Origin of the sequence: Paraburkholderia sp. EB58 (genome assembly GCF_050436665.1) — a bacterium.
Taxonomy (GTDB): Bacteria; Pseudomonadota; Gammaproteobacteria; order Burkholderiales; family Burkholderiaceae; genus Paraburkholderia.
Genome location: NZ_JBNDMQ010000038.1, coordinates 48,125 through 61,131, shown reverse-complemented (window position 1 = coordinate 61,131; position 13,007 = coordinate 48,125). Strand labels below are relative to the sequence as shown.

Here is a 13,007-nt window from a genome sequence, read left to right as displayed (position 1 = left end):
TTACGCTTGCGCGCTGATGGTTCCCGGCGACGGGATCAAAAGGGAACGCAGTGGAGGCTTTCGCGCCTCGAGTCTGCGGCTGCCCCCGCAACTGTGAGCGGCGAGTCCATGCCAGAAGGGCCACTGGGAAACCGGGAAGGCCGGCAATGGGCGTCGACCCGCCAGCCAGGAGACCTGCCATCAAACGGCGTCGACGCATACGCATCGGGCGGGGTGCCCCGGTGAAGGTTCAGGTTCTGCTGCCTGAGCCGGTTTGCTGAGACGAACGCCATTTGGAGGCAAAACCATGCTCAGAGCTTTAAAACACGTTTTCAACGACAGTTCCGCCGATGTGAGAGGCAAGGTCATCGGCATTTACGTCTTTCTCATCGCCGTCAACCTTGGCGCCTGGGCCTGGGCGCTCATTGCTTTCCATAGTCGCCCGGTACTGCTCGGCACCGCTTTGCTGGCCTATGGCTTTGGTCTGCGCCACGCGGTGGATGCAGATCATATCGCCGCTATCGACAATGTTACGCGCAAGTTAATGCAGGAAGGCAAGCACCCTGTAGGTGTTGGTTTCTTCTTTTCCATCGGTCACTCTCTGGTGCTGCTCATCGGCACGGTCATCATTGCCATCACGGTGATGAGCCTGCAGAGTGGCTTTGAATCCTTCAATAACATCGCGGGCATTATTGGCACGCTTGTGTCAGGCACTTTCCTGCTGTTGATGGCAGCCCTGAATCTCGTGGTCGCCCGGGACGTTTATAAGACTTACCGCCGTGTGCGGGGCGGCGGTGCTTACGACGATGACAGCTTCAACATCCTGCTTGCAACCGGGGATTCATCGCCCGGATACTGAAGCCGCTCTTCCGGTTAATCGGTCAGAGCTGGCAGATGCTGCCGGTAGGTTTTCTGTTCGGACTGGGATTCGACACAGTGACGGAAGTGAGCCTGCTGAGCGTCGCCGCAGCAGAGGCCAGCAAGGGATTGCCGATCTGGTCCATCCTTGCTTTTCCGGCACTGTTCTCTGCCGGCATGTCGCTGATCGACACGACCGACGGCATCCTCATGCTCGGTGCCTACGGCTGGGCCTTCGTGAAGCCGATCCGCAAACTCTATTACAACCTCACCATCACCATCGTCTCCGCCGTCGTGGCGATCCTGATTGGCGGGATCGAAACACTGGGGCTGATCGCAGGAGAGCTGAATCTGCAAGGATGGTTCTGGGACCGTATCAGCGACCTCAACAATAATTTCGGCCTGCTCGGCTACGGCATCATCGGGATTTTCGCAGCGGCTTGGGTCATCTCTTTCATCGTCTACCGCGCAAAGAAACTGGACGAGGTGGAAATCGGCTAGGCCGGGATCACCACGGGCTGATCCTTGATCTCGCGCCGTGGTACGTGAACGATGCTATGGAGTGAGACCAGCCTGTCCCGACGTTCTGAATTTCCGATGTCGAGATAGGCGAACGGCAGTTCCGGGTCGATTTCGGCCGGCGCAACCCCAGCACGTTCAGGACTACCGACCAAAAAGAGAATGCCCGGATGTCCGGGCGTTTGTCTTACTGTCTTTCAGCAGCTGCGGGATTTTTCACTATCGTCGGCAGCGCTTTTTCACTTATCTGGCACACTTTTCACTTTCTGTGGCACCCGACACCGCCACGACGCACTTGCCAAAATCGGTTAAGGGTTTATACTTAGTGCGTCTCCTCCATGTCTCCTCCGATATGGATTCAGCCCGCCACTGCGCGGGCTTTTTCTTGGCCAAAAAAAAGCCCGGCAATAGCCGGGCGTGGGTTAAGAGAACGGGCGAACAGTCTGCCCACTAACAGATCACTTCAACCACCTCGCCGAACGGCGCCTGTCTGGCGCGCCGCAGCGGCGTTGTTGATGCCCACAGCACCGGATATGACGGTCCCTCATCGGGAAACCGGCCGTCCATGTCGGTCAGATAGACCAGGAACGCAGGGTGGATACCGTCGTCCGCGAGTCGCCTGAACGGATCGAGGAACGATGTTCCGCCACCACCAAGAACGGGCTGCAGGTCGACGGCTTCACCGCGCTCGAAGGTCTGGATCTGCGTGACCCGCGTATCGCAGTCCATCACGATCAACCGGCGCGGACGCACTGCATCGTTCACGGCGAGGATTTCCGCTGCGAACTGCGCCTGCGTCTCATCCCAGACCGAACCACTCGAGTCGCGCACGAACACCGCGTCGCCAACCGCCGGTTCGTGCAGCGATGGCAGGTACAGGCGCATATGCAGATAGCGACGGTTCGGGATCGCGAAGCTGTAATCCGTCGGCGACAAATCCTGCGCAAAGCGATGCAGGATCGGCCGCCAGTCGACAGCAGGCTCGACCGCCTGCGCGATCATCCCCTGCAGACCGCCTGGCATGCCACCGCGCATCTGGGCCGCTTTCGCGGCCTGATGCACGGCAACCTTCCATTCCGCTTCCTGCTTCGCGCGGTCGTCGGCTACGTACTGACGGATCTCGCCACAAGAGGGAGCGGGATCAGCATTGGCGTTCGCAGATGCAGCCGGATCAGAGCCTGCGGACGGTGTGTTCGCGCCGTTCGCGGATTGCGGCGGGCTGCTGCCCCCGGTCGGATCGCCTGCCTGCTGGTCAGACTGCCCTCCCGGTTTGCCACCATCCCGTTGCCCTTTCCCCTGCTGCTGTTGCTTCTGCTTTTGCCGCTTCTCATGCACAAGGATGCCGTAGATCTCCTCGGCCGACTTGCCACGAAAGCGCACGTCCATCAGGGCACCCTTCGGCAGCAGCATGCCGGCGTCGACGATAATCGGATTGATCGCGTGGTCGCACGCGTCATTCCAAAGATCGGGATCGCGATCGCTCTGGCGCCAGCAGTGGCCGTTGGCCACGTGCAGGACTTCATGCGCCAGCACGCCTCGCGTTTCCAGGTCGTTCAGGCCCGCGAGGTACGCCGGGTTGTAGCCGATCGATACCGAGTCCGTCCAGAACGTCTTGCAGGACGGATCCTCGACCACCTTCAGACGCAGAGCCAGCGCGCCAAAAAACGGCTGGTCCAGCACAAGCGAAGTACGCTGCTTCGAGATACGCGGATCCATGGCCACCTCACGCGACGAGTCGCAGAAGCGGTGTCTGTTCCTGCAACACTGGCGCCTGTTCGATCATCGGCTCCGGTGTACCGCCCATGAACGCCGCCATCAGCCCTTCGATTTCCTGCGCCTTGGACGCGACCTGCGAGCGCAGCACACGCGACTCTTTCAGATCCGCACCGGTATGAACCGCAAGGTGCTTTTTGGCCTGGTCGAGAATGTGCGTGAGCTTCGGGTCGTTGCTGAAATTCAGCTTCGGCAGCAACTCGCACAGTTCGCGCACCTGGTTGGTGACATCGAGCCGCACGTTACCGACCGCATACAGCCGGTCAGCCAGCTTCGATGTGGCCTCGTAGAGACGGCCAACGAGATCGCTATTTGCCGTAGAAATCGAGGCCACCACGTGCTGGTCAATCTCGGAACGCAGACCGGCGAGAATGTCGTCAGGCAGATCGATACCAAACTGGCTTGCGTCCGGAAACGGCAGCACGGCCATCTTGATGCCGAACTTCCCGGACATCTGCGCGAGGCTCGGATAGTCCGCCTCATTGAACAGGCCGTTCAGTTCCGCGCGCGCCTTTTCCTTCAGGTCCAGATAGTCGGTCAGGAAGACCGACACTGCCAGATCGAACTCGTCCTTCAGCTTGCGCATCTGGTCGGCGAAATCCATGTAGATCATCGTCGGCAGCAGGCGCACACCCAGTTGGTCGTACTTCAGCGAATGGTCGTAGTAGTACGAGCGGATGCGATTGCCGATCGACACCACTTCCTTGTAGCTCGGCGCATGCTCGGGCATCAGACGCTTGTTGAAGCGGCCAATTCCCTTGGTCTCATGCGACTTCTCGACTTCTTCAGTCGCCTTTTCGTCAAAGCAGCGAGCCTGCCACGTGGAGATGGTGACGGACGCGAGCATGACTTTCGATTTGATATCGGTAATGTTCATGGAAAAACTCCAGACAGAAAAATGAATGGATGCAGCGGAAAGAAAAAAGCCACGGCGCGCGCAAGCGGGCCGTGGCGAAGAAAAACAGCGATGAAGCGGTAAAGACCTACCGGTCAGCCCCGGATGATTTCGCCGAGGGGCCGGTTTGCGCACGGATGAATGCGTGCGTGTTCTGCAGGGTCGGCGTGCGCCGGATGGCGTCACGCGCGAGGAGCGCGCCGAATTCGCGGTGTCCCGCGTCAATCAGTCGGTCGTTGTAGGTCAGCACGCGGTCGAAGTTGCCTTCGGTCGCATGTGCAGCCAACGCCGTCGTTGTCGCAAAGAGCGCTGCGGGCGTCTCCGGGATGAGAGCGGTGTCGGGAGACAGCAGGATTGCGTCTGGCGACGGCAACTCCCGGTAGATGCCGAGGAAGCCGAGCAGCTCGGTCGCGGCGCCCTCTCCTACCGAGCCTGCATAGGAGGTCAGTTCGAGAGACTTCGGCACCACGTTCATTGTCTTGCCCACAAAGCCCCAGCTGCGCGGGCTTGGCGAGTTCTCAATGTCCCGGCTGGTTTTCTGGACAGACAGCAGATCTGGCCGGAAGCGCAGGAACGCGATCAGCTCAGGCGGAACGTTGTTACGTACTGCCCACGCCGACCAGTCCTGAATCGTCGGGATCAGCTGAACAACGGTTGCAAACCGCGAGATGACGGGATCCAGAATCCCCGTTACCCCCGCGTTGTCGGTGCGCCGGTTGGTGGCCGCAACGAAGGTGACGTGATCAGGCAACACGTGGTTGCCGATTCGCCGCGCAAGCAACAGTTGCATCTTCGCGGCCTGAACAGCCGGAGAGGCCTGTCCGAGATCATCAAGAAACCAGATCAGAGGCAAGGCGCTGTGCACCGCCCGTTCAAGGTCACCGAACGGTAGGTGGGAGGCCGTGCGGCCGTCGGGCGACGGGAATGGCAGACCCTTTGAATCTGTCGGGTCTTCCACCACCGGATGGCTGATGAGCAGTTCGTGGCCGGTTGCTCGCGCAACCTGTTCCACGATGTCGCTCTTGCCAATACCCGGGCGGCCGGTAATGAGCACCGGCAAACGTGCCGGAACATACGCGGTTAGCAGTTCGGTCAGCTGCGATGCTACGACCTGGTTGGCAGGTGCCTGAATGGCGGAAATAGCCGCAGTGGCTTTTACGGATGCATTCACGGGGTTCTCGCAAAGGAAAACCCGCAAGGACATCCCACAGGGACGTGTCCCCGCGGGAAAGGTTGAGTGCCGGAAGCCGGCGGTTCGATGCGTCGTTCGACGCTGGAAAAAGGTAGAGGCTTATGCCTCGGCAACGGACAGGGCGTCCTGCTGGCTCTGCGACAGCGCAGCCAGCGGGATACTCGTCCATCCGTTGTAAATCACGAGGCCGTAAAGATCGGCAAGACACCGGCTCTCTGCATCGAGAACGAGTATTTCGCCCGATTCGGGCACGGCCGACTGTGCTGCGCGCCAGAGGTTGATCGCGGCTTCGATACGTGCAATCGAAACAGCACTGGCGTCAGCGGGAGTGGAGTGGTTCATGGGTTCCTCACTGCGGGATGCCCAATTGAACGACGCCCGGGGGACGTGGTCCCAACGGGGCAAATGATTTGCCAGAAGCTGGCGGGTCGATGCGTCAGGGACGCGGGTGATAACCACCAGTCTAGGGTGTCCCGTTCGCTGCGTTTACTGGAAAGGTTGCGATTTCAATCCAGCTTAACTCCAGCTTCGCAAAATCACAGGAAAAAAAAGCCGACGCAATCGCGTCGGCGGGGTCAAGGTGCTGCGCCTGTTACAGCTGCAGCAGTACGGCCTGCGCGGACAGGTCCGCTCGATACGGACATGGAGCGCGGCGCGCTCCGCTTCGCGCTGGCCGGCTTTCTGCTCAGCTACGCCGTTATGCTTTTGGAGTACGTACACAAAATAACCAGGCCGTGCAGGACTACGCCAGCGTCGCCATTCATCGGTCACGATCGGGCGTACCTCGACAGAACACGCGAAGTATTGCGCACGTGCACAGCGCCATTGCTTTGCCAGCAGATCACGCATGGACTGATCACACTCCTGGGCCACACGCTCACGCCTCACCCCCGAGCTATTGGACATGCTCGGTACACAACGAAAAAGCCGCACCCGAAGGTGCGGCTCAATGTCAGAGTGCCAGTTTTTTGACCGGCCGTGCAGGTTACATGCTACGAAATCCTGCGACGGGCGCGATCGGCTTTGCGACCATTGTGGTCCATAACCAGCCCGAGAGCGGACAGCGCAATTGCGACGCCCAACGCGAAGAAACTGAAGCCCATACTTTCAGCTAGCGCGAAACGCGAGTATGACGGCGTTCGCGATCAGCCTTGCGACCGAGGTTGCTCATATAGCTACCATACCCGCAAACGACCACGCCGATCGCCAGAACAAAAAGTCCGAAACCCATGTTCATTCTCCGTTCATGGAATCCATGCCTGTTAAAAATAGTATCACGAAGAAGACAACCAGCATGGCAATGTTGAACACGGCTGTTGCCGTCCAGACTTGCGTAGAGTGCCAGTAGCCAACCGCACCGACGATCGATGCTGCGGACAACGTGTGGGCATATCGCCCAAACTGCTGCCGCTGATCCTCCGTCCATTCATGGCCGATCCGTCTCAGCAGGAAGCCAGGACCTTGTTTCGGCTGCTCATCCGTCGCGAATTCGACCGAAAAGCACCCCTCGGTACACTGCTGAAGGACGACTGGTACGCCATCTATCGTTGCCGTGACCTCGGGCGGCGCTTCGGTAACGCCAAGCTCCCGTAACACCGCAGCAAGACGTTCGGAGACACGGACCTGATTGAAGCCGCGCGAATACGTCGCGGAATCAAAGATGCTCATGCCACTCGGATACTCGACAAACACATCGACGATTTCCATGGCGGCTCCTAGCGGCAGTCGCTATCCACGCCTGCGGCGAGCCGCAGCCCGCTCAGCAGTGAGTTATAGCCATCGCGCGATCCAGGCTGCGCGAGCGTCACTGCGTTGTCACGGCCACCCGATATGTCGGAACGGCCGCGACGCGCGCGGAGGGTCACGGCAACAGCCTGAAGTGTGGATGGAACGGCCACTCCCAGGATGACTGCCGCGGTACGCAGCGTGACGCGACAAGCTCGACCGCGGCGGGCCGGTTCGGTCACGATCTCGTGTTCGCCTGCGCGCAGACGAAAATCGCTTGCAACACGACGCAGCATGCGCGTCGTGTGATCAATGACAGCAGCGTCGGCCGCCGCGCTGGCGGAGCGCCGGTCGGCGTAAAACACCTTCGGAATTTTCAACATAACGGCTCACAAAAAGAAAATGGCGAGGAGGTCCGGAACGGACACGCGTCCTCATGCATGGAGGATTCCGGCTTGCGCCGGGCTGGAAAGCGTCAGTGGGTGACGCGAAGGCCCGAGTTCGTGTCCACGAGGAGCACCGGATCGCCGGGAGAGAAAAAGTGATCGTCGGGTTGGTTGACCACGAGCATTGCGCCCTTGGCCTTGCGCAGGACAATCTCGAGACCGGCGGTCCGCGAGAGTGCTGCGCTTACGTGCTGTGCGATAAAGCCCGAGCCTGCACCGGCGACGGCAGCCGCGACATAGCGACCACTGCCATTTCCGATGACACGCGAGCCGAGGAAAGCGCTCACGCCCGCAGTGATAAGACTGGTCGCACCTGAGCCATCCCCGAAGGTCTGGATCGTGACGCGACGAACCCGAACAACGGTGGCTTCCTCCAGACTGCCAGCGTGCTAAGAGTCCGCGCGCTGGTAGACGTCGGGCGAGCCGAAGTCGGTGTAGCCCGCGCAACCGGCGAGCATGGAAAACAGAACAACGAGGGTGATGATACGGATCACGATGGCCTCAGATGAACGAGGCAACCATCCCATCGGGGTGGTTGCCCCGATGGGAAAGGAAAGATGGGCCAGGTTAGAAACGCGGGCCGTTGAAAGCGAATCGGCGGTTGAAAACTTCCCGCACCCCGCTAAAGGAGCCGCGCACGATGGCGCAGATCACAGCGACCAAAGGCGACAACATGCACAAAAATCCGATATCAAGTACGTAGGCAGCAAGCGGCCGCTGGCTAGTTGACGTTATGGCCAACAGGCAAGCGCCAATGACTAGCACGACACTGATCAACGCCATCGCCAGCGTAATCGACACAAGCTTACGGTAAAACGACTTGCCAACTTTGTTGAAGAAAGACATGGAACAGCTCCGAATAAAAATGGGAGCCATCCCCTGTTGGGAGATGGCTCCCAACAGGGTTGAAATGACAGGCGGTGAAGTCGTTACGTCGGTTGGCGCACTAGGTGATGTAGCTCGACTCTACCGCTGCGAACGAGATGCCTTTCGGCTTCGAAGGGCAGATCGAAATCCCACTTGATGTCTGCCCACCCGTTACTCCAGACGCAACTGATTGCGCCAGGGTAACGTTGCGGAGGACTTGCTTCGACGTCCTGCGCGAAAACACGTTGATTGGCTTTAAAGCCGTTCAACTCTGAAACCTTGACGATAGCGGACTTGGCCATGGGACGACTCCAAAAAAAATAGGGAGCCGTTTCCCGTTGGGAAAAGGCTCCCAACAGGGTAATAAAGCAGAGGGTGATCTGCCTGAGATAGGGCCGATCATGAATCGGCTGAGAAAATCGGCACACTAGCGGAGCCGGTGAGCGTGGGTCGATGCGCCTGAGGCGCAGGGAATAGGGAAAGTCTACTGACGATGCCGCGGTAACTTAGCTGGAATGCTCGCGGAATTGCTACGTGTTTCCCGCGAGCCCCCAACGCAGTCCGGTTTCGAGCCAGGTCATGCGACCGGATTACAATTCCCATCCCACAGTCTGAACCATTCATCAGCATGATCACCGAAGAGGAACTTGCCATCCGGCGCGGCCACGCCGTTTTCCGGGCCGATGTCGAGCGCGTAGTGCGCGTCATTGCCGAGCGGCACCGCGCGTGCGGTGCGCTGCTGACCCGCCAGCTAATGCGCGATATCCTGGAAGAAACACTTGCGGACATTGGGCTTGCAGCCCGATGGCCTGCGCAGCTGATCGACGCGCGTTTGCTGGAAATCACCATACCGCCGGGTGACGACGTGCTGACGTCTGGCGATGCCGTTGCGGCCGGCGACTTCGGGAAGCTCGTTGCAAGAGTGTTAGTCGGCCCCAATGCGGACTGAGAAAGAGGTGGCGTCCGGACGAAAAAAAGCCGCCCGGTTGAGGGGCGGCGTTGGATAAAGAAACACGGCGAACCGATTTCAGTTCGGCAAAGAAAAACGCCGCTCCCTGGTATAGGAAGCGGCGCGGTCATGCTGCAGCCGTGGATTTCCGACTCTTGCGAGTCTTCTTTTCTTTTGGTGGTGGCGCTTCGTATCCGAAGCGCTTCCATGCAGCAGGGTCAATCGGAATCGGGTTCGTTCGTCCCGTAGTGAGATTCACGAACACGCCCGAATACTTCAGCGTGCCAGTCCGGTATAGCGTCCAGAGCAGATTGAACGCCTGCACCGAAATGGCAGAGTTGATAACCAATGACTGCTTGCGCATGGCATCGGCCATGGAACAGGACGGCGTCTCGTCAGCCGCGTCGAGCGACGGGTCAACGAGATCCGGGAACAGATCGGCGACGTGAGGCAACCTCTCGCGACTCTTGCGGCGGGACCCCGGGGGCATCATCTGCCCGAGGATGACCTGCCCGCGGTCAGTGTCATTTCCGCAATCGAGGTAGTACGTGCTGCCACTCCCGATTGCATCGACGATCGCCTTGCGCGCCGCGCGAGTGTCAACACAGCCGATAATAAGGTCGACGTTGAACAGTGCCGTGCGGCCGTTAAGACGCTGCGTGATCGCCCGCCAGTTGGTGCCCATGAGCATGTTCAACCGCTTGACGATCAACGGGGCCTTGAAGCTGCCGACATCGTTGGGGTAAAACCCCTGGCGCCCCACGTTCGTCTGACTGACAACATCATCGTCATAGACAGTGCACTCAATGCCGCCCGGATGACCCAGCTCGATCATCGCGTGGTGCAAGCGGGCGAGAGCCGGCAATACAGCACTGCCGGTACCGCCCGCCCCTACCACGATCACGCGCCATGGTCTGAGCACCATGTGCTCGGGAAGCTTGTGAACAATGGTTTCGTTCATTTCGCCTCCGCCGCCCAGACTGCCTGATACCAGGCTTGAGGCACGCGCTTCGTTTCCTCAAACAGGCCTTTGGCGCACAGACGCGCCGCGACGCTCGGATTCGAGCGGTCACAGTTGCCAATGACCAACGCCATCTTCACGTCGTGCCGGTCGTCCTGATTGTCGGTGGACGAGAAGTACGCCGGATGCCTCCCATGCGAATGGCAATCCATCACCAGCTCTTCATCACCGGCAAGCGCCGGCGGTTCATACTTCAACGAGCCGCTGCCGTGCGTGATGATTCCGACAGGTGCGAGACGGAACGCCTGCGTCGTAGAACTCTAGACTATCCACGCACCGGTTTCCTTCGGACAGGCCTGCCGTGCCATCGACGCAAACTGGCCAATCAGATCGACAGGAATGCGATCAAAAACCGTCAGACGGGTTGACTCAACCACCCGGCCATAGGGCACGGCGGTGCGCACGTGAAACTGTGCGATCTGTCGGACCAGGCTGATCCAGTTGCGACGGATCTCAAGAAATACGCCGTTCTCAGCCATCAACAAACGCTCTCCAGCCGCGTGCATTTCTGCAACCGGCTCCTTGCGCGGGACCATCACTGTCGGAAACGACTGTTGCAACGTCATATCAAGAACATTCATTTGCAGTTTCCTTAACGTCCCGCGATCAGATCGCCGAGACTGCGGTTCATGGGTACGAGGCATTCCAGGGGAAATTGCTCGCCGTACTTGCCGGCCAGCATCTCCTTCCAGAACGCGTACTCGCCTCGGGGGTGATTGACGTGCTTGTCACCCGCATTGGGGTGCGTGAACGCGGATTCGAAAAATCCGCTTTCCCAGCCACTCATCGACGCGACGTCGATGCGGTCAGGAACGCGGGCAGAACCGATGCAGATGCTGCCCCGGTCCCACGTGTTGAAATAAGGCGGCTCGTACAGCGCCGTCTCAGGTGTCGGCCGCGAGGCTGTGTCCAGTGCGAATACGTAAAACCCCGTGCTTCGCGCCTGAAAGACAAGGCCCGGATGCGGCACAACGGCACTGACGCGGCCCAGCTCCACACAGTCAAAAAAGACGCGACGCATTGCAGGCCGGCACCACCAGGTGATAGCAGTCTGATCAACCGACAGAACCGTTTCAGGAAGAAACTGGCCACCGATTGCACAGCGCTCGGCAAGCGCGTCCATTGCTGCGAACAGGGCCTTGCGCTCGACCGGCCGACCAGCACCGATAACTAAGCGCTTCCCGTTGTCCTCGACGGGATGAACCGTCGCGTACACCGGATTGCCACCCACCTTTGAGTAAAGAAGAATCGCCGCCGTCGCCAATATCTCTTCGGTGTGGCCAATTGAAAGATGAACGTGTTTCATCGGGAACGGTCCTGGGGATCGTAGGAAATAAGCGCGACAACGCGATCGACCTGACGAAGAATGGAAAAGCCCAACGACAGGTCCGCGTACTGCTTGCGGATGTCGGCGGGAGAATAGGCAAGAGCCATGAATCCGTGGAACAGGGATCCATCGCCGCCGTTGTTGAAGTACTCGTAGTGCGTATCCAGCACATCCGTCACGTGCGGGTCGTCGTTCGCGGCAATGGATGCCGCCGCATAGATCGTTTCCGGCCGGAATGACCAGTCGAACAAGTGCCGTTTGCCGGCACTGGCCAGAAGCAGCGCAAGCTGCTCGAGCTCCGCACACAACCGGTGTACCCAACCCGTTTGCGTCCAGCCGATGCGACGCAGTGCCGTGATACCGAGGCCCGGGAACGGGCGCCACTGATGCCGTCGAATGTCGTAACGGCCGATTTCCATGCTCGGAGGACACAGCGCGTCCCGAACAACGGACGGAAGAAAGTGCTCGTAGTCGTTCGGCTCGTCACCGAAGCGATCTTTCAGATGATCAACTGCCTCATCATCGGTGCACCACGGATCGCCGTCCCAATGCCACTGGGAAAACAATGCGATGAAGTCATCGGGCGTCCGGATGGTCAGCGTGCGAAACGCCGCCCGGTTGATCAGGATCAGCGCAGTTGCGAGTAGCCGTGGATGGGCCTTGCGCAATGCGATCGCCCGTTCCTCGATGACGTATACAAAGTCTTCGGCTGTCTCGATGCCCAGATACAGCGGCGAGGTCACCTCGAAGTCGGCGGCATCGGTCTGATACATGATCTGCTCCTGCACAGCAGGCGCATCGAAGAGCACCGGGTAGAAGCTCAGGCGTTTGAATGCCCCACATTGCCGGGCGACCCACGCAAACAATGCCTGCGCGAGCGCATCGCCGGCACCGGTAAATTGAGACACGTTGGCCGCCCTGAGATACCCGGCGTCGAAATGTCTGCCGACGAGCTGTGCCATCGCCACGTCGGTTCGCCGCGTCAGCTTCGCCTGCCCCGGAATGTCAGCAGCGACATCAGGAAGCGTCAGAAAACCATTGGCAGATCCACGTCTGGCAGCGGCATAACGCGCCGGTTGCCATTGCGTCCCGTATGAAGCGACTTCTGGATCAGTTGCCCGAGGATCAAAGAGCATTGCTCGATCTCCTTGTCATGAAAAAAAACCGCCCTTTCGGGCTGCTCCGTCAACGTCTGCGTCGCCTCATCGGCGATGCATTGCATGAGTGCGCGCTTACGCATCGCAGCCCTTTGCACCAGCCGCACGCCTGAACGTGTAGCGGGCCGTTTCGGCAGTGATCTCCGGACCATCTATTGCAGCCGTGGTCAGTTCCGGGTATTGCGCCGAGTAAAGATCGCGTACCTCATCCGGGGAGAAGGTCGGACCGGGATCAACAAAGCTGACGCCGTTGTAGACAAACTCGCGCAGCAGGGTCGTGATGGAAATGGACATGGGAA

17 protein-coding genes, 2 pseudogenes and 1 riboswitch are annotated in these 13,007 nt (G+C 59.5%); of the genes and pseudogenes, 2 read left to right on the top strand and 17 right to left on the bottom strand.

The window, feature by feature from the left end:
• Positions 1-196, top strand: a riboswitch (cobalamin riboswitch).
• A 90-nt stretch (positions 197-286) separates the two neighbouring features.
• Positions 287-1,338 (top strand): annotated as a pseudogene (locus P3T40_RS36850) (HoxN/HupN/NixA family nickel/cobalt transporter).
• A gap of 468 nt (positions 1,339-1,806) precedes the next feature.
• Here P3T40_RS36850 and P3T40_RS36845 read toward each other — a convergent pair.
• The 10 genes and pseudogenes from P3T40_RS36845 to P3T40_RS36800 form a co-directional block, all read right to left on the bottom strand.
• Positions 1,807-3,072, bottom strand: a complete 1,266-nt coding sequence (locus tag P3T40_RS36845) for a vWA domain-containing protein (protein WP_429272615.1) — start codon at positions 3,070-3,072, stop codon at positions 1,807-1,809.
• Positions 3,073-3,079: 7 nt separating this feature from the next.
• The gene (locus P3T40_RS36840; protein WP_429272614.1) at positions 3,080-4,006 is read right to left on the bottom strand and encodes a hypothetical protein; all 927 of its coding nucleotides are present in this window, start codon (positions 4,004-4,006) and stop codon (positions 3,080-3,082) included.
• A gap of 113 nt (positions 4,007-4,119) precedes the next feature.
• Positions 4,120-5,156: pseudogene (locus P3T40_RS36835) on the bottom strand (ATP-binding protein).
• 159 nt (positions 5,157-5,315) lie between these two features.
• A complete protein-coding gene (locus P3T40_RS36830) occupies positions 5,316-5,558 on the bottom strand; it encodes a DUF3717 domain-containing protein (protein WP_429272613.1) in 243 nt (80 codons plus the stop codon).
• An 891-nt stretch (positions 5,559-6,449) separates the two neighbouring features.
• Positions 6,450-6,923, bottom strand: coding sequence for a hypothetical protein (locus P3T40_RS36825; protein ID WP_429272612.1), 474 nt, complete (start codon positions 6,921-6,923; stop codon positions 6,450-6,452).
• A gap of 8 nt (positions 6,924-6,931) precedes the next feature.
• Positions 6,932-7,324 (bottom strand): hypothetical protein, encoded by a 393-nt coding sequence (locus P3T40_RS36820; protein ID WP_429272611.1) that lies wholly within the window; start codon positions 7,322-7,324, stop codon positions 6,932-6,934.
• Between the two features lie 92 nt (positions 7,325-7,416).
• Positions 7,417-7,674: a hypothetical protein gene (locus P3T40_RS36815; RefSeq protein ID WP_429272610.1), complete on the bottom strand. Its 258-nt coding sequence runs from the start codon at positions 7,672-7,674 to the stop codon at positions 7,417-7,419.
• A gap of 102 nt (positions 7,675-7,776) precedes the next feature.
• On the bottom strand, positions 7,777-7,905 hold the full coding sequence (locus P3T40_RS36810; protein ID WP_429272609.1) for a hypothetical protein: 129 nt from the start codon (positions 7,903-7,905) through the stop codon (positions 7,777-7,779).
• Positions 7,906-7,954: 49 nt separating this feature from the next.
• The gene (locus P3T40_RS36805; protein WP_429272608.1) at positions 7,955-8,233 is read right to left on the bottom strand and encodes a hypothetical protein; all 279 of its coding nucleotides are present in this window, start codon (positions 8,231-8,233) and stop codon (positions 7,955-7,957) included.
• An 83-nt stretch (positions 8,234-8,316) separates the two neighbouring features.
• Positions 8,317-8,556: a hypothetical protein gene (locus tag P3T40_RS36800; protein WP_429272607.1), complete on the bottom strand. Its 240-nt coding sequence runs from the start codon at positions 8,554-8,556 to the stop codon at positions 8,317-8,319.
• A 326-nt stretch (positions 8,557-8,882) separates the two neighbouring features.
• Between P3T40_RS36800 and P3T40_RS36795 the strand changes: the two genes are divergently transcribed.
• Positions 8,883-9,203 (top strand): DUF2471 family protein, encoded by a 321-nt coding sequence (locus tag P3T40_RS36795; protein WP_429272606.1) that lies wholly within the window; start codon positions 8,883-8,885, stop codon positions 9,201-9,203.
• Between the two features lie 127 nt (positions 9,204-9,330).
• On the opposite strand, the gene P3T40_RS36790 is transcribed toward P3T40_RS36795, so the two are convergent.
• The 7 genes from P3T40_RS36790 to P3T40_RS36760 form a co-directional block, all read right to left on the bottom strand.
• Positions 9,331-10,164, bottom strand: a complete 834-nt coding sequence (locus tag P3T40_RS36790; RefSeq protein ID WP_429272605.1) for a PRTRC system ThiF family protein — start codon at positions 10,162-10,164, stop codon at positions 9,331-9,333.
• Positions 10,161-10,421, bottom strand: a complete 261-nt coding sequence (locus P3T40_RS36785; RefSeq protein WP_429272604.1) for a Mov34/MPN/PAD-1 family protein — start codon at positions 10,419-10,421, stop codon at positions 10,161-10,163. Before P3T40_RS36785 ends, P3T40_RS36790 begins: the two co-directional genes overlap by 4 nt.
• A 63-nt stretch (positions 10,422-10,484) precedes the next feature.
• On the bottom strand, positions 10,485-10,805 hold the full coding sequence (locus P3T40_RS36780) for a PRTRC system protein A (protein WP_429272603.1): 321 nt from the start codon (positions 10,803-10,805) through the stop codon (positions 10,485-10,487).
• A gap of 11 nt (positions 10,806-10,816) precedes the next feature.
• Positions 10,817-11,530, bottom strand: coding sequence for a PRTRC system protein B (locus tag P3T40_RS36775; protein WP_429272602.1), 714 nt, complete (start codon positions 11,528-11,530; stop codon positions 10,817-10,819).
• Positions 11,527-12,537, bottom strand: a complete 1,011-nt coding sequence (locus P3T40_RS36770) for a PRTRC system protein F (RefSeq protein WP_429272638.1) — start codon at positions 12,535-12,537, stop codon at positions 11,527-11,529. The genes P3T40_RS36775 and P3T40_RS36770 overlap by 4 nt, the downstream gene beginning before the upstream one ends.
• 41 nt (positions 12,538-12,578) lie before the next feature.
• Positions 12,579-12,773 (bottom strand): hypothetical protein, encoded by a 195-nt coding sequence (locus P3T40_RS36765; RefSeq protein ID WP_429272601.1) that lies wholly within the window; start codon positions 12,771-12,773, stop codon positions 12,579-12,581.
• Between the two features lie 10 nt (positions 12,774-12,783).
• The gene (locus P3T40_RS36760) at positions 12,784-13,002 is read right to left on the bottom strand and encodes a PRTRC system protein C (RefSeq protein ID WP_429272600.1); all 219 of its coding nucleotides are present in this window, start codon (positions 13,000-13,002) and stop codon (positions 12,784-12,786) included.
• Positions 13,003-13,007 lie beyond the last annotated feature (5 nt).